The following is a 20015-nucleotide window of genomic DNA, read 5'->3' on the forward strand; positions in this document are numbered from 1 at the left end:
CGTTCAGGCAGGTTGTCGATCAAGCGCGTCGGCGGCGGCCGCCTGATCGGCCGCGGTCGATCGAACGCGCGCGGCGTCCGCGCTCGCCCCCCCGCTGCGCGCATGGAGCGCGCGCGCGTCGTAGCCGAGCACGAGATCGTGCGCGGGGCCGGGATCGAGCCGCTCGCCGAGCCACGCGGTGCGGCCGAGCCCGTGACGGCCGCCGAGCGCGAGCGCCGGCACTTCGTCGTGCGCGAGCTCGAGCTGCACGTCCCAGTCGAATTCGATGCCGACGTACTCGCGCACCCATTGCGCGAGCCGCCGCGCGTGCGCGCCGCCCGGCAGGAACTGCCGGTATTCGTCGAGCGTCAGCGGGCCGAGCACAATCCGCAAGCGCGATTGCGCGTCGCGCACCGCATAGCCGAGCACGGCGCTGCCGAGCGGCTGCGTCGGCCGCGTCGCGCGGATCGCGCAGCGCTGCGCGCGCTCGAGCATCACCCATTGCGGCACGTGTTCGACGATACGCACCCGCACGCCGAAGTAGCGCCGCAGGATCTGCACGAGCCCCTCCGGGTTGCGCGTGTGCCGCACCAGATGGCCCGCCTGGTGATACTTCGCATGCGGCGCGAGCACGCCGGCGCTGTCTGACGCGTCGGCATCGGGCGAGGGCGCGTCGCGCGGCCCGATCAGGCTCGCGACGTAGCGGTCGAACCGCGCGCGCGCCGGCCGGTCGAGGCTGACGGTCGGCTGCGCGTCGGCCCACGCGCGATAGAACAGCAGGATCAGCCGATGATGGAACAGGTCGGCGAACGCGGCGAACGTCGGATCGTCGTGCTGCGTCGCGCGCTCATACGCGTACTCGGTCAGATGCGACGGCAGCGGCCCGTTCGGCCCGAACAATCCGAAGCCGTGAATCGCGACGCGCGGATGCGGGCCGTCGTCGCGCACGTCGGCGAGCATCGCCGCCGCGAACGCGAGCGACGGCGCCTGGCCGAACCGCACCGGCTCGTCGCGCGGCCGCGACGCATAGCCGGACGGCGCGTGCTCCGGCGACAGCGCATCGAGCCAGCGCAGCGCATGGAACAGATCGTAGCCGTGCGGCGCGGCGCGCAGGCGGCGCCACCAGGCGTCGCGGCGCGCGGCGTCGGCATGCGGCGCTGCGTTCAGATCCGCACGCGGAGCCGCGCCCTCGTCCACGTTCGAGTCCGCGCGCACGTCCGTCGCGGCCGGCTCCGGTTTCGGATGCGTCGTCATATCGCGGGCCGCCTGCCGACGCGCGTCGGCCACTGCGCGAGCCTGCCGCGCTGCGCGCTGCTCAGCACGCATTCGGCGAACGAGTTGATCGACACGTGCCGCGCGAAGAACTGCTCGAGCACCGCGCCGAGCAGATACGGGCTGTCGCCGGAAAACGCGTGATCGTCGACGGTCACGTCCACCTGCACGCCGCGCCCGAACATCAGCGGCCCGGCAGCCGGCAGCCGGCGGAACACCGGCGTGAACGCGACGCGGTGCACGCCGTCGATCTGCCGGCGCATCGCCGCGTCGGCCGGGTCCGCATGCAGGCCGAGCAGCTCGCGCAGCACGCGCGCGCCTTCTTCGTCGTCGACGTCGGTCAGCGTGTGGCGCGCGAGCCCGAGGTGGCTCACGAGCCGCCATGCGGTCTGCGCATCGGCGATCGGCGGGCGCGGCCGCGACGGCCCGCGGATCGCGGCGATCCGCTCGACGGGCGCCGACACGCGCAGCGTGAACGCGTTCGCATCGCCCGCCGGCAACAGCAGCACGAGGTCGCGATTCGTGCACAGCGTGTCGACGGACAGATAGCGGATCGATTCGTCGTGCGGCACGCAATCGCTATCGACGAGCGACACGAACGTCTCGCTGCCGACGTAGCCGGTGCGCGTGCCGTTCGCGCGCGCCTGCGCGGACACGAGGCGCGGCTCGCGGCGCACCGTGTAGTACGCGCCGTAATTGCCGTCGTCGCCCGCGAACGACGCGTGGAACGGCCGGAACACGCGTGCCTGACCGTCGTCGCGCGGCTCGCTCGCGAGCCGACGCACCGCGTAGACCTCGTAGTCGAGCGGCCGGCTGCGATCGACGACCACATGGTGCTCGCGCGCGCCCGGATGAACCGGAATGCGGTCCGCGCGACGTGCGAACAGATTGACGGCCGGCGTGCAGTTCAACGCGATGTGCCGCGCGTCGACGCTGTTTTCGAGCGCAGCATCATGCCGATCGAGCAGCAGCGTCAGCTCGAACGTGTCGCCCGTCGCGCGCGCGAGCGCGGGCCGCAACCCTTCGATGCTGAAGAACAGGAAGCGCGCGGGAAACGCGAAATACTCGCGCAGCAGGCGGTAGCCTTGGAAGCTGCGGCCGTCGTCGGGCAGCAGCGCCTGGTCCGCGTCGAAGCCCTGATGGGCGAGCGCATCCGCGCCGAGCACGTGCAGCCAGCGCGGCGGCTGCGCCGCGTCGTGGCAGACGACGCCGATCGTATGTCCGGCGATCAGTTCGAGCAGATGCAGCGCGTCGCGCTCGGGGCCGGCGAGATGGAACATCAGCCGGTCGATCGGCAGTTGCGCGAGACTCGCGCCGCCGCGCGCCTTCAGCCGGATGCGCAGCGCGCCGCGCACGTCGCGCCGCGAGGCTGTCGCCGAGCGCGGCAGATACGCGGGCGCGCCCGTGACCGTGGCGGCCGCGAGTTCCAGCGGCCACAGCGTCAGATCGTGCGCGGTGCGAAACTCGCACGCGGTCTGCTCGGACGCGGCCGGCCGCGCGCGCAGCGCGGTGCCCGCCGGCAGCCGGTAGCCTTGCGCGAGGCTGCCCTCGTTCATCATCGGCGTGAACTGAACGATCGCCATCGACGGAATCGGCGCGACGTAGCCCGGATACACCGCGTCGAGCAGCGCCTGCGTGAAGCGCGGAAACTCCGCGTCCATCTTGAGCTGCACGCGCGCGGTGAGGAAGCTGAAGCCTTCGAGCAGCCGCTCGACGTATGGATCGGGCGGCCCCGATTCGTGCATCCGCAGGCGCGCGGCCACTTTCGGAAACTGCTGCGCGAACTCGCCGCCGAGCTCGCGCAGGTATGCGAGCTCGCGGTTGTAGTAATCGAGCAGGCGCGTGTCCATCGCGTCAGCCTCCCGCCGCCGGTTGCAGCGCCATCGCGCCCGTCTCCAGATCGAGATCCGAGCGCAGCACGAACTCGACCGGATGCGGGACCGACCACAGCGTGCCCTTGATCTCGAACATCAGCACGTTGTGCCGGCGCTCGCCCGCCGCGCCGCCCGGCGTGTCGAGCACGCTGCGCACCTCGACGCTGTCCGGCGCGATGCGCGGCTCGAAGCGCACGATCGCATCGCGGATCGACGCCTCCACCGACATCCGCTCGACGCCCGACATCGGCTTGCCGACGAGCGGCCGCATCCCGTAGTTGAGCACCGACGCCTGCGCGTGCGCGAACGCCGACCAGTCGACGAAGCCGTCCTCGCCGTTGCGCGTGTTGAGCAGCCACGTCAGGTCGCGCAGCACCGCCGCGCGCAGCCGCTCGCCGCCGATCGCCTGCGCGTCGGGCGGCTCGGTGCGCCGCTCGCGCTCAGCGTCGGTCAGCCGGTCGAGCAGCGCCGGCTGCAGCCGGTCGCGCGCGGCGCGCATGCCGCCCTCCTGGCCGCCCCCGGTTCGCACGTCGTCGTCCACGGTTCGCGCTGCCCGCCGTCACATCTCGGTGTTTTCCTTGATGTTCCAGCCTACCGACACCTCGGCGCCCTTGCCGCCGTTGTCGTTCTGCTGCCAGTACTGCTTCTTGACCTTCGCGGCCTGGAAGCCGTACTGCATCAGCAGCCGGTCGGCGGCGTCGCCCGGATCGACGCCCGCGATCTGCGCGGACGTGACGAGCACTTCCTGCAGCGTCACGCGCATGAACTCGATCTGCGAGCCGCCCGTCTTGCACGCCGAGATCTCGACGGACGACAAATGTTTGCCGTTCGCGCAGTTCTTGATGATCGCCGTGGCGCCCTTGTCCATGTACGCGGCCACGACGAGATCGTTGAAGCTCGCCTTGCCCGCGTTGCCGCCGCTGCCGCTCGCCATCGCGCCCGGCTGGCTCGCGCCCCACGAGAACGACTGGATGTCGGTCCAGCCCTTGTGCTGCGCATCGGCCGATTCGCCGGTGACGCCGTCCACTTTCATAAACATTGCGACGCCCATCGATTTCTCCGTTTGGGTTGATTGAGGGATGTCAGTCGAGTCTCATCGGCCGGTTGACGTTCATGCGCTCGCCGCCTTAGCCGACGGCAGCTTCGAGATGAGCCGCAGCGACACGGTGAGCCCTTCGAGCTGGTAATGCGGCCGCAGGAAGAACTTCGATGCGTAATAGCCGGGGTTGTCGTCGATCTCATCGACGACAACCTGCGCGGCCGCGAGCGGCTTGCGCGCCTTCGTCTCCTGCGACGAGTTCGCCGGATCGCCGTCGACGTAGTTCATGATCCAGTCGTTGAGCCAGCGCTCCATGTCGTCGCGCTCGCGGAACGAGCCGATCTTGTCGCGCACGATGCACTTCAGGTAATGCGCGAAGCGGCAGCACGCGAACAGGTACGGCAGGCGGCCCGAGAGCCGCGCGTTCGCGGTCGCGTCGGGATCGTGATACTCGGCCGGCTGATACAGCGACTGCGCGCCGATGAACGCCGCGAAATCCGAATTCTTTCGATGAACGAACGGCATGAAGCCGTTCTTCGCGAGCTCGGCCTCGCGGCGGTCGCTGATCGCGATCTCGGTCGGGCACTTCTGGTCGACGCCGCCGTCGTCGGTCGGGAACGTGTGGCACGGCAGCCCTTCGACCGCGCCGCCCGATTCGACGCCGCGGATCGACGAGCACCAGCCGTACAGCTTGAACGAGCGGTTGATGTTCGCCGCCATCGCGTATGCGGAATTCGCCCACGTGTAGCGGTCGTGGCTCGCGGCTTCGGTGTCTTCCTCGAAGTCGAATTCGTCGACGGGATTCGTGCGCGCGCCATACGGCAGCCGCGCGAGAAAGCGCGGCATCGCGAGCCCGACGTAGCGCGAATCCTCGGACTGGCGCAGGCTGCGCCACGCCGCGTATTCGGTGTTCTGGAAGATCTTCGTCAGATCGCGCGGATTGGCCAGCTCCTGCCACGAATCCATCTGCATCAGCTCGGGCGACGCGCCCGCGATGAACGGCGCGTGCGCGGCCGCCGCGATCTTCGACAGCTCGCCGAGCATCTCGACGTCGGGCGGGCTGTGGTTGAAATAGAAATCGCCGACGAGGCAGCCGAACGGCTCGCCGCCGAACTGCCCGTACTCCTCTTCGTAGACCTTGCGAAAGAGCGGGCTCTGATCCCACGCGACGCCCTTGTAGCGCTTCAGCGTGCGCGCGAGCTCGTTGCGCGACGCGGGCAGCGCCTTGATCTTCAGCAGCTCGTCGGTCTCGGTGTTCGTGACGAGATAGTGCAGCCCGCGCCATGCGCCCTCGAGCGTCTGGAACTCCTCGTGATGCAGGATCAGGTTGATCTGCTCGGAGAGCTTGCGGTCGATCTCGGCGATGATCTGCTTGACGCTGCCGTAAGCGTCGGTCGTCATGCCGACCGTGTGCTCGAGCGCCTGCTGCGCGAGCGTGCGCACCGCGCGCTCGACCGATTCGCGCGCCTCCGCGGTCTTCGGCTTGAACTCCTTCTGCAGCAGCGCGGCGAACTCGTCGCGCGCGACGACGGGCTGCGCGGCCTCGCGCGTGTCGGCCCGGGTTGGAGCGTGTTCATTCATGGCGAATCTCCGAATCGTCCGCGGCGCCGGTGCCGGCGATGGCCGGCGCGCCGCCGTCGGCGCTCGCCGCGAGCGGCTGCCGCACGAGCGACTTCAGCAGTTCCGGATCGTTGATCGCGTTTTCGATCAGTTGCTCGGCGCCGTGCTTGCCGTCCATGTACGACAGCAGGTTCGACAGCTCGGTGCGCGCCTCCAGCAGGCGCCTGAGCGCATCGACGTTGCGCGCGATCGCGGCGGGCGAGAAGTCGTCGATGCTCTCGAACGTCATGTCGACGCTCAGCATCCCGTCGCCCGACAGCGTGTTCGGCACGTGGAACGCGACGCGCGGCGCGATCGATTTCATCCGCTCGTCGAAGTTGTCGACGTCGACTTCGAGGAACTTGCGCTCCGGCAGCTCCGGCAGCGGCTCGGCCCGCTTGCCCGCGAGATCGGCGATCACGCCCATCACGAACGGCAACTGGACGCGGCGCTCGGCGCCGTAAGTCTCCACGTCGTACTCGATCTGCACGCGCGGCGCGCGGTTGCGCGCGATGAATTTCTGTCCGCTGGCCAAAGCCTTGTACTTGCTCGTCATCGTCTGCTCCTTCGCAATCAGGTTGCGTCGATCATGTCCGCCGCCCGCAGCGGCGCCTCGCATCATTCGCTTCGCTGGCCGCTCAGCATGTCGAGCTTCGGCAGGCTCTCCGGAGCGAGATCCCGGATGATTTCGTAGAAGTCGAGCGACAGCAGCCGCTGCGCGCGGCGCAGCAGGATCGGCGCCGGGTGGCTCGGCTCGTGCAGCTCGAAGTAGCGGCACATCTTTTCGAGGCCGAGCTGCACGTCGTCGCGGCTCGTCACCTCGGCGTCGCGCCATGCGCGGCCGTTCGCGGCAAAGGCCGGCGCGGCCGCGCCATTCGCCGCGCCGTTTGCCGCGCCGGTTGCCGCGCCCGCCGTCGCGTCGGCCGCGCCCGCCTGCGGCGCGCCCAAGGGCGGCGGCAGCCCGTCGCGCACGATCCGGCGCAGCGCCTTCTCGAAGTCGCTCGCGTCCGGCGCCCATTCGTCGCCGAGCTTCGATGCGACGCACGCGCGAATCGCATCGAGCGCGTCGAGCGCGGCGAACGCCGCCCGCAACGTCGGCTGCCCGCCGTCGCGCGCGCGCACCAGATCGGCGATCAGCCGCTCGCGGCCGCCCGGATAGCCTTCCGCGCCGCCGTCCCGGCCGTCGAACGCACGCTCGGCGTCGCGCACGCTCGGGCCGCCGTCGAAGAGCGCCTGCCGGCGCGCGGCGCGCGCGCAGCCGTGCGCGCCCGCGACTTCGGCGAGCGCGTTCGCGCGCAGCGTCGGATCGCGGTCGCCGTCAGCGTCGAGGCGCGGATGAACGTCGTCCCACCACAGCGCGAGCATCCCCGCGACGAGCTTCAGCCCGTCCGCATAGCCGGGAATGCCGCGCAACTCGGTCCAGCTACGCGCGAGATGCGCGGCGACGCGCAGATCCTTCGTGCGCCCCGACAGCTCGAGCGCGAGACGCTCGACCGCGCTCCAGTCGGGCGCCTCGGCCGGAATCACGGTGTCGCCGTATTGCTGCTCGGGCCGCGGCGTCGCGCTTTCCTGCAGCCGCAGGAAATCCTGCTCGTATTCGAGATTCGCGCCGCACGGCAAGTCGGGCGCGACGCCGGCGAGCAACGATTCGATCGGATCTGAACTCTGCATGGGTCTTCCCGTGGATGGACCGGCGCCGGCGGCGCGCGCCGGCATGTCGACGTCATTCGAACGCATAGTCGATGCTCACCGGCTTGCTGCCCGGATCGATCTTCACCGTGCGCCGCAGCGGCGGCAGCGTGCCGTTGCGGATCTCGATCTGATAGACGCCCGGCGCGAGCGACAGCGTCCGCAGCGGCGGACTCGCGCCGCGCTTCACGCCGCTCACGTACACGTCGCCCCACGGGCGCACGTGGAATCGCACGGGGATCGTCTCCTGCAGGTCCGGCGGCTGCTGGTCGGCCGCGGCGGCGGCCTCCGCGGCGACGGACGGCGAGACGGGCGGCGCGCCGCCGCTCGCGGACGGATTCGCGACGACCGTCTCCGTCGCGTCGAGGCTGCCCTTCGGCGCGAGGTTCGCAGCCGGCGCGGCGCGCGCGGACGCGGCGCCCGCGTCGTTGTTCGCGATCTGCGGCGCGGCGCTCGCGCCGGCGGCCGTCGTCGCAACGGTCGGCGCGGGCTCGTGCGCGATCGTGTCGGCGGGCGTGGAGGGCGGCGCGAGCGCGGGCTGCGGCTCGGCGCGTTGCGCAAGCGTGGCGGGCGCGCTGCCGGGCGCGGGCGTGAGCGCGGGCGTTGCGGCGAGCGGCGGCGACGCGCTCGCGTTCGTCGCTGTCGTCTCGGGACGGCCGGACGGCTTCACGAGATACGCGACACCGATGCCGATCGCGAGCGACACCGCGAGCGCACCACCCGCATACGCGATCGTTCGCCGGTCGCGCCATCCCGTCCGTGCGGCGGCGGGCCGCGGCGGCAGCGGGTCCCGTTCGCCCGCGTGCTCACGCGAAGGTGACAGCGACGGCGCGTGATCGGCGCGCGGCCGTAAAGGCCCGGCCTCGCGATCGTCGGTCGACGGTGGCTGCTGCGGCGGCGCGGCCGATGCACCGCCGGCCCGTTCGGCGGCGGCCGAAGCCGAATCTCCGTGCCGATACGAGGCCGACTCTTGCGACTCTTGCGACTCTAGCGGCGGTCGAGACTGTCGCGCGCGCTCCCCGTCGAGCCGCATCGCCGCCGCGTCCGCGCCTCCGTCGGCATCGTCGCGTCGCCGCGCATCCGGCGAACGGGACGTCGCAGCCCGCTGCGCGCCGTCCTCCGCCGCGTCCGCCTCGCGATCGCCCGCCGGCTCGCGCGGCTCGCGCGGCTGCGCTTGCGCCGGGCTCGCCGGCGGCGCGACATGAGGCGAAGGCGGCCGCTCGAACTCGCGCAGCCCGAGCTCCGCCGCGAATTGCGCAACCGACTCCGGCCGGTCGGCGATCTTCAGTTGCAGCGTGTGGTCGATCGCCGCGAGAAACGCCGGGCTGTACGGCTCGCGCGCGGTCAGCTCGCGCGTCGCGAGCGGCCGGTAGGTGTCCTGGATGCTGCGCACGACCGCCGCGGGCGGCAGCTCGCCCGTGACCATCGCGTGCATCACCGCGCCGAGCGCATACAGATCGGTCCACGGCCCCTGGCCGAACGCCGGATCGTCGGTGTACTGCTCGATCGGCGCATAGCCCGGCTTGATCATCATCGCGCTGTCGTCGACGAGATCGCCGATCCGTTTGCGCGCCGCGCCGAAGTCGAGCAGGATCGGATTGCCGTCGGGCCGGATCAGGATGTTGTCGAGCGCGATGTCGCGATGGAAGCACTGCGCGCGATGCAGCGTGTCGAGCGCGCCGAGCAGCGCCGCGACGATGTGGCGCAATTGCGTCTCGCCCATCTGCGCGCCGCCGTCGAGCAGTTGCTTGAGCGTGCGCCCTTCGTAGAACGGCATCACCATGTACGCGGTGCCGTGGCTCTCCCAGAAATGCAGCACCTTGACGAGCCCCGGATGGTCGAACTGCGCGAGCAGCCGCGCCTCGTTGAGGAACGCGCTGCGGCCCGCGTCGAACGCCTGCGCGAAGCGCACCGAGCGCAGCGACACCGTGTAGTCGCCGCCGCGCGTCGCGAGCATCGACGGCATGTATTCCTTGATCGCGACCGCGCGCCGCAGCGTGCGGTCGAACGCGCGATAGACGATCCCGAAGCCGCCGACGCCGAGCACCTCGTCCAGTTGCAATTCGCCGAGGCGATGGCCGAGCGGCAGCGGCCGCACCGCGAATTCGGCGGCGGCGCTGCGGGTCATGGTCTCCTGCTCGTTGTCTCTCGAAAATGGGTCCGTCATGTGCCACCTCGTGATTCCGCAAAGATTCCACGAATCGCAGCCGGATCGCGCCGACTTCGCGCGCCGCTGCGTTGCGTGTCGGCGCGCGAAGTCGCGCGCCGCTCCTTGCTTTGCCGTTACGCGCGCGTTGCACGCGTCCGTTGCATGCGCTCGTTACATGCGTCAGCTACACGCGTCCGTTTCGCGCCCTAAACGCCGTGCTGGACGCCGCCGAACAGCCGCAGGAACAGCCGGCTATCCGGCGCGCCGGTGTGCGCGTGCGTGCGCAGCGGCGATCCGTCGGCGCGGTTGGTCCACCAGAAGCTCGTCGCGCCGTGCGGATCGAAATACTGCGAAAGCCCCGGCCATGCGGGCGTCGCGGGCGGGCTCGGCATCGGCTGCGCGAACGGGCCGCTCCGCGCTTCGCCGCCGCTTTCGCCGCTTTCGCCGCTCTCACCGCTCTCGTCGCCTTCACCCGCTCCATCGAAGTCACCGGCTTCACCGCCTTCACCGCTGCCGCGTGCCGCATCGCGTTCGCCGCGCCAGCCGCTTTCGCCGAACTCGCCGCCCGCGCCGCCGAACCACGCCGATCGCGCGGCCGCGCCCGGCACGAGCCGCACCCTCGCGAGCGCCTGCTCGAGCTGCACCGGCGCGCGCGCGTGCCGGATCGCATCGAGCAGCGCGCTGCCGACCTGCCAGTAGAACGCGTCGGCGACGTCCGGCAGCGCGCTCCAGTAATCGGCGGTGCGCATCGGCAGCGTCGCGATCACCGGGTAGTAGCGGCCGACGCGATCGCAGCTCGGCGCGAGGCAGCCGGGCTGCACGCACTGCGCGCCCGCGCCCGCCGGAATCAGGAAATTCCAGACCGGCGCGACCGTGTAGTAGCGCGCGAGCTCGTCGTCGCCGCGCTGGCGCATCGCGGCCATTCCCTGCTGGAGCCAGCGCTCCCACCAGCCGGCGAGCTCGTGCGACAGCCTGTGGTTGACGAAGTCGCCCGCGCCCGGAATCTTTCCGTACCAGGCAGGCGGCTCGCCGTCGCAGGCAAGCGTCGTCTGCATCGTGCTCATTGCTTCGGAGGACATGTAAAGGACTCCATCTGCGGCAACCGGAACGGGTTGCGAACGCTGCTCGCCGTCACCTGCAGCACGATCGGCTTGCCGTCCACCGCGAATCTCGCGACCATCTGCTCGGGCCCGCGCCCGCCCGACACGCCCGCGCGGTCGAACAGCCGGTGCAGCGCCCACGGCCCCTCGGTCGTGAAGCCGCCCGCCGCGCCCGACTGTTCGGTCACCTGCAGCCGCACCTGATTGCTGCCGCGCGTGCCCGGCCACTGCACGGCGGTCGGCACCTGCGGGCCGTGCGCGTAGCGGACGATCTGGCCGTCGACGTCGAGCACCATCTCAGAGATCGACGGGTCCATTTCGAGCGGCACGATCTCGACCTTGATCTGCGCGGTCCGCGCGCCGCCTCCGAAATAGACGTCGCGGATCACCGCAGCCTTCTCGAACGCGCCGAGCATCGCGGCCGCCGCCGGATCGGCTTCGGCGTTGCGGTTGTTGAAGCGCCACGGGTGCGCGGTCGTGTCGACGAGCGTTTGCAGGTTCTTCTGGAAGAAGTCGTCCATCAGGCCGCCCGCCGCGAACAGTTGCGCGAAGTCGGACGGCGCGACGTCGCGCGACGCGCCGCGCGCGAACGGATAGCGCCCGGCGATCGCCTGCCGGCAGAAATCGCCGACGTTCGCGCCCGCGCGCTGCGCGACGTTGCGCTGCTCGACGCTCGCGACGCTGCCGTTCGCGACGTTCGACAAATCGTCGAGCACCTCGCGAAACGGCGTCGGCAGCCGGCCCGCCTGCGCGCGCAGCCGCGCGGGCGCGTCCGACGGCGGCGGCGTCGCGCCGCTGCGCAGCGCGTCGTCCGTTGCGGTGAGGTACGTGTACAGCGCGTCGATCGCCTTGAGCACCGCGTCGAACGACGCCGCCTGATCGCCGCCGCCCGGCGCGAACGCGCGCAGCCCCGCGAAGTGGCTGTCGACGATCTGCTCGGGGCTCGCGGGCGACGCGGCCGCCGCGCCCGCGTCCGCGCCCGGCTGGCCCGCGAAGATCTGCGCGAGCGAGCTGCGCGCCTCGTCGACCTTGTCCTGCGCGCGCGACGCGAGGTTGCGCGCGCCGCCGGGCGCATCGCCGAGCGGCGTGTCGCGCGCGAGCGCGACCATCAGCCGCGTGAGCGGCGAATCCGCCGACGACAGCGTGCGCGCGACCTGGATGCTCTGCGCGAGCGTCGACGTGCGCTGCAGCCGGATGTCGGCCAGATAGTCGTCCCAGGTCTTGATGTAGTCGTTCAGATAGAGCTGCCGGACGTCGCGCGCCCACGCGGCCGCGTCGGCCGGATTCGGGATCTCGGACGCGCCGAGATTCAGCACCCACACCTCCTCGCGCCCATACGAATCGATCGCGCCGGGCAGCCGCGGCGCGAACACGTTGCGGTAGCCGTTGCGCGTATAGAGGCCCGGCACGCCGTCGGCGAGGCTCCTGCCGCTCTGCCGCCGGAACGCGAGCGACGCGTCCGGCCCGACCGCGCGCGCGACGCTGAAGTCATACGACGCGGTGCTCGGGCGCAGCGTGCGCGCGAGCTGCCGGTACAGCCGCTGCGAGAACGGCACCTGCCGCAGCCGCTCGCGCACGTCGGCGACGAGCCGCTCGTTCATCGGGAACGGCGACACCGCGACGCGATTGCCGAACAGCGCGCCGAGATGCGAGCGCAGCGCGCTGCGCTGCGCCGACGAGAAATCGGCGGGCAGCGCGCGCTCCATCTCGAGATCGACGACGGCCTGCACGAACGCGGGATCGTAGTGCGCGCTGTCGTAGAGCATCAGATACGCCTTGAGCGCCGCGTATGCATATTCGGCCTCGTCGGGCTGCGCCTCGCGCAGCGCCTGCTCCATCCGGCTCGCGGCGATCGGCAGCAGCACGTCGTCGAGCGCGCGCCGGTACACGGCGTCGCTCGCCTCCTCGATCTTCTCGCCCTGAAAGAGGCCCCAGCGGTACGCGAGCGGCGGGTGCCGCAAGTCGACGCCGCCCGCGTCCGGCAGCCCGCTCAGCTCGTCGAGCACGGGCAGCAACTGGACGATGTCGGCCGCGCCCGTGAACTTCGCGCGGCCGATCTGCGCGTCGACCGCCGGCACGCGCGCGGCGACCTGGTCGAGATAGTCGCGATTGCGCGAATAGCTGCGCAGCCACGCGAACAGCACCGCGACACACAGCAGCGCGATCGCCGCGTAGCCGACGATCTGCAGCACGCGCTGCCGCTGATGCCAGCGCAGATTGCTGCCGGCGAGCGCCGCCTCGCGGAAGATGTGATCCTGCAGCAGCGATTTCAGGAAGAAGCTGCGGCCGGCCGAGCCCGTCTGCGCGGCGGGCGGCACGCCCTCGATCTTCAGGAAGCGCTTGATCCCGCTCATCACGCGGTCGAACGCGGTGCCTTCCTGCGTGCCGCTCGTCAGGTACACGCCGCGCAGCATCGGCATCGGCTCGAAGCTCGACACCGAAAACACCTCGGCGACGAACTGGCCGAGCATGTCCTGCAGATCGGCGATCTGCTGCGGCAGCAGGTAGCTCATCTCGCGCTGGCGCGCGTCGGTCTGCGACGCGAGCAGCTCCGGCAGCCCGTCGTTCAGGCGCTTGTGCAGCAGCCGGTATTCGCGATCGAACGCCGCGCGCAGATCGAAGCCGCCCGCCTCGCTCTCGGCGAGCGGGAACGTGAAGCCCCACACCTGCGCGCATTCGGCGCGGCCGAAGCCGCCGAAGTATTCGGCGAAGCCGGCGAGCAGGTCCGCCTTCGTCACGAGCAGGTACACCGGAAAGCGAATGCCGAGCTGCGAGCGCAGCTCGAGCAGGCGCTTGCGCAGCACCATCGCGTGCTGCGTGCGCTCCGCCTCCGACGCGCCGAGCAGATCGGCGACGCTGATCGTCAGCATCGCGCCGTTCAGCGGCTGGCGCGCGCGGTATTTCTTTAGCAGATCGACGAAGCCCTTCCATTCGGCCTCGTCGAGCGCGCGATTGCTCTCGTGCGTCGTATAGCGGCCCGCGGTGTCGATCAGCACCGCGTCGTTCGTGAACCACCAGTCGCAGTGCCGCGTGCCGCCCACGCCGCGAATCGCCGCGCGCCCGAACTGCTCGGCGAGCGGAAAGCTCAGCCCCGAGTTGACGAGCGCCGTCGTCTTGCCCGAGCCGGGCGCGCCGATGAACACGTACCACGGCAACTGGTACAGATACTGGCGCGACATCCGTTCGAGCCATTGCGGCAGGCCCTTGCGCGCGCCGTCGGCGGCGCCGAAGCGAACCTTCTTCAAGAGCGTCGACGCTTCGTCGAAGCGGCTGCGCAGCTCGTCGAGCTGCGCCCGTGCGGGGTCGCCCGTCGCAGCGGGCCGCGGCGCCGCTTCGCGCAACTGGTTGAGCAACTGCGCGTTCAGTTGGCCCGCGCGCCAGTTGCGCCAGGCGATCCGCGCGCCCCACGCGGCGAACAGCGCGACGATCGTCAGCGCGCGCACCCAGCCGCTCTCAAACGGGCGGAGCTCGGCGAACGCGAACAGCGGCCCGGCGAGCCAGACGAAGCACGCCAGCACGACGAGGCCGGCGAACGTCCAGATTTCCCGCGACGGCAGCGGGCGAACGATGCGTGCGACAGCGTGGCTCATGCTCAGGGCGTCTCCTTCGTCGTGTGCGCGGCGTCGCCGCCGGGCGCGAGCATCAGCGTGATCTCGACGCGCCGGTTGCGCGCGCGGTTCGCCGGCGAATCGTTCGGCGCGACCGGATCGAGCGTGCCGCGCCCTTCGGCCGTGATCCGGTCCGGGCGGTCGAGCCGCGCGGCGATCAGGCCGCGGACCGCCTCCGCGCGCTCGCGCGACAAGTCCCAGTTCGATGCGAAGCGTGCGCTGTGCACCGGCGTATCGTCGGTGTAGCCGCTCACGCGCACGCTGCCCGGCACCTGGTTCAGCGCGTCGGCGACGCGCGTGAGCACCGGCATGTAGCGATCGATCACCGATGTCGAGCCGGACCCGAACAGGCCGTCGCCGCGCAGCACGATCACGCTGCGGTCGGCTTCGTCGCGCACGCTCACGAGCCCCGCGGCGATCTCCGGCTCGAGGAACTTCGCGACGCGCGGCGCGGGCGCCGGATGCGGCGCGGGCTGCGCCGGCTGCAGCTTCGGCACGTGCAGCGCGTCGATCGACGCGAACAGCCGGTCCGAATGGCCGGCGAGCGCGATGCGCAGCCCCGCGAACACGCCGAAGCCCACGAGCAGCGCGAGCGCGACGCACACCCACAGCGGCACCGTGAAGCGCCGCGTGACGTCGCGCGTGACGACGTCGCGCCAATGCGGCGAGAGCGCCGGATCGAATTCGCCGCGCACCGAGCGGATCGTCTGCGCGAGCTGGCGGCGCACCGCGTCGAGCTGCGCGCGGCCGTTGTCGAGCACGCGATAGCGCCCTTCGAAGCCGAGCGCGAGGCAGAAATAGAGCAGCTCGAGCAGGTCGAGATGCTGGCGCGGCTGCTGCGACAGCCGTTCGAGCAGATGGAAGAACTTCTCGCCGCCCCACGTCTCGTTGTGGAACGACACGAGCAGACTGTGCGACGACCACACGCTGCCGCCCCACGGCGTCAGCGCGGCGGCCTCGTCGAGCGCGGTGCACAGGCAGTAGCGCGCGCCGATGATCGCCTCGGAGGCGACGCCCGCCTGCTGCGCGCGCTCCTCGAACTGGCGGATCTCGACGACGAGATGCTCGCGCAGCCACGCGGGATTCGGATGATGGACCGTCGAGCGGATCTGCGGCACGAGGTTCAGCAGCGGGTTCGCGGCCGCGACGAGCGGATTCGTGCCGCTCGCCGCCCACCGGCCCGGCCTCGGCTGCGACGCGGCCGCGCCCGCCGGCGCGGCGGCCGGATGCGCGCCGCCCGGGTTCGGCGGCACGAATCCGCCCGCGCCGGCCGAGAACGAATCGGAAGAAGAGTTCATCGCGCGATACCGCCCTCACCCGCGAATCGCCCAGAACTCCATCGAGAGTCCCGGGAATTCGCCGGCGAAATGAAATGCGAGGCCGCCGGAGCGTTCGAGCTGCTTCCACATCTCGCCGCCCTTGTCGATCTCGAAGTACGTGTGCCCCGCGTGATACGGAATCTGCCGGGGCGCGACCGGCAGTTGCCGCATCGCGATGCCCGGCAACTGCAACTGCACGAGGTCGCGAATCCGCTCGACGGGCCCGAGCTTCGCCTGCGCGGGAAAACGCACGCGCAGGCTGTCGGCCGGCACGTCGGCGCGCACCGCGAGCACGAAGCCCGCGGTGTCGCGCAGCGCCGGATCGGCGATCGTCGCGACCTTCATTCCGTTGCCCGCGTCGCGCAGCTCGATCTGGATCGCGTTCTGCTCGAGCACCGTCGACAGCGAGCGGCGCAGCTCCGCCATCAGCTCGCCGAAACTCGTGCGCAGATCGTCGTGCCGATAGACGGCGAGCGACTGCGGCCGCCGGCCCACCGCGGTGAACGTGCTCAGGTCGCACGCGAGCTTGAGCCAGTCGCGGAACAGCGTCTCCGGATGCGCGGCGACGTCCTGCTGCGCGTGCCACGTAAGCGCCAGATAGCGGTTGACGAGTTGCAGCAGCAGGAAATCGGCGACTTCGGACACGCCGCCGCGCCCCGGCTCCGACAGCCGCCCGCCGAGCGCCTCGCTGCGCTGCGTGAGCAGCCCGTGCAGCTCGCGCGTGTGGCGCAGCAGCACCGGATCGCGCTGCGCGACGAGCCGCGGCGGAATGTAGCCGTCGTCGACGAGCAGCCGCCCGTCGGTGCGCCGCTCGACGATCCGCACGGCGCCGAGCGCCTCCCAGTCGCCCGTCAGCTCCGATTCGAGCATCAGCCGCACGTTCAGCCGCCCGGTCTGCAAGAGCGCGGGGCCGAGCGCGACCTCGTTCGCGTCGGCGACCTCGTGCTCGCGCACGACGTAGCGCGCGAATCCCGCGTCCGCATTGCCGTTGCCGTCCCCGCCGAACGACACCTCCTGCGCGCCGCCGCGCCACAGCGGCAACGCGAGCACGACGAGCTGGTCCTTCGCGTCGGCGGGCACGTCGAGCGGCTCGGGCCGATCGTCCGGATGCGACAGGTCGAACGGCGTGCCGTCGCGCATCACGCCGGTTGCGGCAAGCAGCGCGACCTTGCCGAGCGCGAGCAGCTCGCGGTCGATCTGCAGTTCGTCGTAGCCCCAGTAGAAGCCCTGCAGCGGCAGGCAGCGCATGCCGACGTAGCGCTCCCAATGCCGCTCGAGCTGCTGGAAATGCTGCGGGCGCAGGAACATGCCCTCGGTCCAGATCACGCGCTGGCGCAACGCCGCAGCGGGGGTCGCGGACAATACCGGCTCGTTCATTGACGTACTCGCGAATCGCCGCCGAGGCCGACGCCGCCGTTCTTCACGGCGACCGACAGCTTCATCTCGCCCGGCGAGGTTTGCCAGAATCGGTACAGGTTCAGTTGCTTCGCGCGCGGCAGCGGCACCGTCATCCGCCAGCGGTTCTTCTCGAGCACGCGATATTCGGCGACGATGCCGATCGCGCTCGCGTCGACGTTGCCGCGGTAGTGCAGCGTGCGCGCGTCTCCCGGGCGCAGGATGATCCGGTCGACGCCGAGCAGATCCGCGCCGAGCACGCTCTCCGGCTTGTCCTGCAGCGAGAAGAAATCGGCGCTCTCGAACGCGGACGCCGTCTTCAACTGGAACACCTTCAGCACGATCGGCGACGGCTTGCGATTGATGTCCGGATTGACGTCGGGCGCGACGTCGAGCGTGATCGAATACGGCACGGCAACGGAACGCTCCGTCGCCCCGCATCCGGCAAGCAGCAACGCGCACCCCAGAACGACGGAACCACTGAACCGCAGTCGCATTTTCTGTCTCTTTCCTTGCATCGCAATAAAGCGCCCGCCGGCCTGCCGCAGCGAAAAGCCGGATCGATTCGAAATAAGGTGACGATCTTATTGGGCCTGTTGATTTCTAATTTCCGTGTCCTTTCATTGCGATTTCATCCGGTAATTTTTTGATCTGAAAGACGGGTCAAACCACCAATAATTTCCGGCGAATTTAAATTTCCGGGAATTCGGGCCGCTGAATGACTTACGGACAAATCCTGACACAGCTCAGAGGTCTGATTCGTTGCGGCCGCCCGATCCGATTGCGCGGACGCCAGCCAGGAGAACGCGACGCGCCCCGCTGCCCGCCTGCCGCGAGCGGCCGAGCCGCGAAGCTTAATTCGTGCCAAGCCCTTTACGCCGCCAAATAAACGGCAAGCTCTTTTACGCACTGGGATGAGCACAGCAAAACAACCGACGAAAACAAAAAGCACACCGAACTATAGATTCAACTGATGCGCTTCACAAGGCGAAGCCGGGACGAGAGCCGGACTTTAATTCGACTTATTGTTTCAAGTTGAAACAAAAGGTAACAGCCGGTCCGTTTCCAATTATTGGAACTAGAATCCAACGGCATGCTGCATTGCCCCGACCATTCCACTTATAACTGTCAATTCAAGAATGAAAGGCCGCGCCTCGCTTTACATTTTCCTTGGCTTTTTCTTGGCGGGAATGGGCGGCTGCGGCACGGGCACGGCGCCCCCGGCCTCCCCGACTTCGACGCCATCGGTCGCGCAGGCGACGCTCGACAGCGCGAAAGCCGCATACGACGCGGGCGACTACAGGCGCACGATCGCGCTGCTCGGCGGCCATGCGCGCGAGGTCGACGGCGCCGACGTCAACACGCAGGTCGCCGCGCACAAGCTGCTCGCGTTCAGCTATTGCCTGACGAGGCGCGTCACGCAATGCCGCGCCGAGTTCTCGAGAATTCTCGACCTCAATCCGCGCTTCGATCTGTCCCCTGCCGAAAAGGGGCATCCGATCTGGGGGCCGGCGTTCGAGTACGCGCGCCGCAAACATGCGTCGTCATCCTGAACGAATCGAACCGGTTTCCATGCGAACGCTTCATCCATCGACCGACGTATCGACATGCAACTGACCGTTATCGAACACGCGGGCGAGCCGGTCGGCACCGACGACCGCAACGCCGTCGTGTTTCATCCGCCGGGCGGCACGATCGGCCGGGACAGCGACAATCACCTCGTGCTGCGCGACGACACCCGGCAGATCTCGCGCCTGCAGGCGCTGCTGCAAGTGGCCGGCGACGCATGCCTGCTGAAGAACCTGAGCAGCGTATCGACGATCGAGGTGAACCGCGTGCCGATCGGCTATGCGCAGGCGCAGCGCCTGAACATGGGCGACATCATCCGGATCGGCCCGTACCTGCTGCGCGCGGAGCCCGACGACGCGACGATCGAGCGGACCGTCGAAGCGGCGGCCGCCTCGCACGCGCAGACAAAGGGCGCGAGCAACAAGCTGTGGGGCCTGCTGCACGATCGCTTCGGGCTCGGCAGGACGCAGGACGCGGACGGCAAGGCCGTCGAGCGGCCTGGCGCCGCGCCGCCGCGCGATCGCGATTCGCCGGCGTCCGCCGCGCCGCGCGACCTGCATCAGCTATCGACCGATCCGCTCGATCTGTTCGCGCAGCCGCAGGGCAATCTCGATGCGCAGGCCGGCGCCGCGCGAGACGGCGACGGGCGCGGGCCGCCAACCTCATCCGTCACGCAATCGGATCACGCGCCCGAATGGACGCAACACGTGCGCGTGCAGCCGGCGAAGTCCGCGCCGCCCGCCGCCGCGCGTCCGGGCGACGCGGGCGACGTGCCGTCGCGCGTGCGCGCATCGACGCCGGCGACGCCCGAGACGCTGCTGCAGGCGTTCTTCGAAGGCGCGGGGCTCGACACCGCGGCCGAGCCGCACCACTGGTCCGCCGAGCAGTTGTTCGTCGCGGGGCAACTGCTTGCGCTGTTCGCGAACGGCACGGTCGAACTGCTGTCGTCGCGCAGCATCCTGAAGCGCGAAGTGAAGGCCGACATGACGATGCTGCTCGACCGCGAGAACAACCCGCTGAAGCTGCTGCCGGACGGCGGCGCGGTGCTGCGCCAGATGTTCGGGCTGCCGCTGCCGGGTTTCATGACGCCGCAAAGCGCTGTGTCCGACGCGTTCCAGGATCTGCACGCGCATCAGCTCGGCATGGTGGCCGGCATGCGCGCCGCGCTGATGGATCTGCTCACGCGCTTCTCGCCGCAGCGCCTGCGCGAGCGCGACACCGCGCCGCAGTGGTACGAGAAGCGCGTGCCCGCGCTGTACAAGGCGCGCTTGTGGGACCGCTATGCGACCACGCATCGCGACACGCTGTTCGCGATCGAAGACGATTTTGCTTCCGTGTTCGGCAAGGCGTTCCTTTCCGCCTACGACGCGGAAGTCGAAGGCTATCGCGGGCGCTGCCGACGCTGATCCGGAGGATGCGCCGC

Annotated in this window: 15 protein-coding genes; 2 read left to right on the forward strand and 13 right to left on the reverse strand. The window is 70.1% G+C overall.

What is annotated here, in order from left to right; translation table 11 throughout:
- Positions 1–3 precede the first annotated feature (3 nt).
- From tssG to tssJ, 13 genes are all read right to left on the reverse strand, one after another.
- Entirely contained in the window at positions 4–1266 is a 1263-nt protein-coding gene (tssG, locus tag WS92_RS02320; RefSeq protein ID WP_059934442.1) for a type VI secretion system baseplate subunit TssG, read from the reverse strand.
- Positions 1230–3101, reverse strand: a complete 1872-nt coding sequence (tssF, locus tag WS92_RS02325) for a type VI secretion system baseplate subunit TssF (protein ID WP_059934443.1) — start codon at positions 3099–3101, stop codon at positions 1230–1232. The genes tssG and tssF overlap by 37 nt, the downstream gene beginning before the upstream one ends.
- A gap of 4 nt (positions 3102–3105) precedes the next feature.
- Positions 3106–3666 (reverse strand): type VI secretion system baseplate subunit TssE, encoded by a 561-nt coding sequence (gene tssE / locus WS92_RS02330; RefSeq protein WP_059934444.1) that lies wholly within the window; start codon positions 3664–3666, stop codon positions 3106–3108.
- 18 nt (positions 3667–3684) lie between these two features.
- Positions 3685–4176 (reverse strand): Hcp family type VI secretion system effector, encoded by a 492-nt coding sequence (locus WS92_RS02335; RefSeq protein WP_009915945.1) that lies wholly within the window; start codon positions 4174–4176, stop codon positions 3685–3687.
- Between the two features lie 60 nt (positions 4177–4236).
- Complete coding sequence (tssC, locus tag WS92_RS02340) at positions 4237–5745, reverse strand: type VI secretion system contractile sheath large subunit (RefSeq protein WP_059934445.1); 1509 nt, start codon at positions 5743–5745, stop codon at positions 4237–4239.
- Positions 5738–6319: a type VI secretion system contractile sheath small subunit gene (gene tssB, locus WS92_RS02345; RefSeq protein ID WP_015603677.1), complete on the reverse strand. Its 582-nt coding sequence runs from the start codon at positions 6317–6319 to the stop codon at positions 5738–5740. Before tssB ends, tssC begins: the two co-directional genes overlap by 8 nt.
- Positions 6320–6381: 62 nt before the next feature.
- Complete coding sequence (tssA, locus tag WS92_RS02350) at positions 6382–7434, reverse strand: type VI secretion system protein TssA (RefSeq protein WP_059934446.1); 1053 nt, start codon at positions 7432–7434, stop codon at positions 6382–6384.
- A gap of 52 nt (positions 7435–7486) precedes the next feature.
- Positions 7487–9619 (reverse strand): serine/threonine-protein kinase, encoded by a 2133-nt coding sequence (locus WS92_RS02355; protein ID WP_059934447.1) that lies wholly within the window; start codon positions 9617–9619, stop codon positions 7487–7489.
- Between the two features lie 188 nt (positions 9620–9807).
- Positions 9808–10680, reverse strand: coding sequence for a type VI secretion system-associated protein TagF (gene tagF, locus WS92_RS02360; RefSeq protein WP_082744041.1), 873 nt, complete (start codon positions 10678–10680; stop codon positions 9808–9810).
- Positions 10662–14291 (reverse strand): type VI secretion system membrane subunit TssM, encoded by a 3630-nt coding sequence (gene tssM, locus WS92_RS02365; RefSeq protein WP_015602770.1) that lies wholly within the window; start codon positions 14289–14291, stop codon positions 10662–10664. Before tssM ends, tagF begins: the two co-directional genes overlap by 19 nt.
- 2 nt (positions 14292–14293) lie before the next feature.
- The gene (locus tag WS92_RS02370; protein ID WP_059934449.1) at positions 14294–15607 is read right to left on the reverse strand and encodes a DotU family type VI secretion system protein; all 1314 of its coding nucleotides are present in this window, start codon (positions 15605–15607) and stop codon (positions 14294–14296) included.
- A 15-nt stretch (positions 15608–15622) separates the two neighbouring features.
- Positions 15623–17005 carry a type VI secretion system baseplate subunit TssK gene (gene tssK / locus WS92_RS02375; protein ID WP_006028207.1) on the reverse strand — a complete coding sequence of 461 codons (1383 nt, stop codon included), beginning with the start codon at positions 17003–17005 and terminating at the stop codon, positions 15623–15625.
- Positions 17002–17520: a type VI secretion system lipoprotein TssJ gene (tssJ, locus tag WS92_RS02380; RefSeq protein WP_009915961.1), complete on the reverse strand. Its 519-nt coding sequence runs from the start codon at positions 17518–17520 to the stop codon at positions 17002–17004. Before tssJ ends, tssK begins: the two co-directional genes overlap by 4 nt.
- Positions 17521–18162: 642 nt before the next feature.
- Between tssJ and WS92_RS02385 the strand changes: the two genes are divergently transcribed.
- Both WS92_RS02385 and tagH read left to right on the forward strand, forming a co-directional pair.
- The gene (locus WS92_RS02385; RefSeq protein WP_006028209.1) at positions 18163–18576 is read left to right on the forward strand and encodes a TssQ family T6SS-associated lipoprotein; all 414 of its coding nucleotides are present in this window, start codon (positions 18163–18165) and stop codon (positions 18574–18576) included.
- A gap of 54 nt (positions 18577–18630) precedes the next feature.
- Positions 18631–19998 carry a type VI secretion system-associated FHA domain protein TagH gene (gene tagH / locus WS92_RS02390; RefSeq protein ID WP_059934450.1) on the forward strand — a complete coding sequence of 456 codons (1368 nt, stop codon included), beginning with the start codon at positions 18631–18633 and terminating at the stop codon, positions 19996–19998.
- Positions 19999–20015: the final 17 nt, after the last annotated feature.

The sequence above is a fragment of the Burkholderia sp. MSMB1588 genome, assembly GCF_001546925.1.
Taxonomy (GTDB): Bacteria; Pseudomonadota; Gammaproteobacteria; order Burkholderiales; family Burkholderiaceae; genus Burkholderia; species Burkholderia humptydooensis.

Bases quoted from the DNA above. Each gene is read 5' to 3' on its own strand.
- WS92_RS02335 (WP_009915945.1), bottom strand. From the start codon at position 4,176: ATGGGCGTCGCAATGTTTATGAAAGTGGACGGCGTCACCGGCGAATCG.
- tssM (WP_015602770.1), bottom strand. From the start codon at position 14,291: ATGAGCCACGCTGTCGCACGCATCGTTCGCCCGCTGCCGTCGCGGGAA.
- tssK (WP_006028207.1), bottom strand. From the start codon at position 17,005: ATGAACGAGCCGGTATTGTCCGCGACCCCCGCTGCGGCGTTGCGCCAG.
- tssC (WP_059934445.1), bottom strand. From the start codon at position 5,745: ATGAATGAACACGCTCCAACCCGGGCCGACACGCGCGAGGCCGCGCAG.
- tssB (WP_015603677.1), bottom strand. From the start codon at position 6,319: ATGACGAGCAAGTACAAGGCTTTGGCCAGCGGACAGAAATTCATCGCG.
- tssJ (WP_009915961.1), bottom strand. From the start codon at position 17,520: ATGCGACTGCGGTTCAGTGGTTCCGTCGTTCTGGGGTGCGCGTTGCTG.
- WS92_RS02370 (WP_059934449.1), bottom strand. From the start codon at position 15,607: ATGAACTCTTCTTCCGATTCGTTCTCGGCCGGCGCGGGCGGATTCGTG.
- WS92_RS02355 (WP_059934447.1), bottom strand. From the start codon at position 9,619: ATGACGGACCCATTTTCGAGAGACAACGAGCAGGAGACCATGACCCGC.
- tagH (WP_059934450.1), top strand. From the start codon at position 18,631: ATGCAACTGACCGTTATCGAACACGCGGGCGAGCCGGTCGGCACCGAC.
- tssF (WP_059934443.1), bottom strand. From the start codon at position 3,101: ATGGACACGCGCCTGCTCGATTACTACAACCGCGAGCTCGCATACCTG.
- WS92_RS02385 (WP_006028209.1), top strand. From the start codon at position 18,163: ATGAAAGGCCGCGCCTCGCTTTACATTTTCCTTGGCTTTTTCTTGGCG.
- tssA (WP_059934446.1), bottom strand. From the start codon at position 7,434: ATGCAGAGTTCAGATCCGATCGAATCGTTGCTCGCCGGCGTCGCGCCC.
- tagF (WP_082744041.1), bottom strand. From the start codon at position 10,680: ATGTCCTCCGAAGCAATGAGCACGATGCAGACGACGCTTGCCTGCGAC.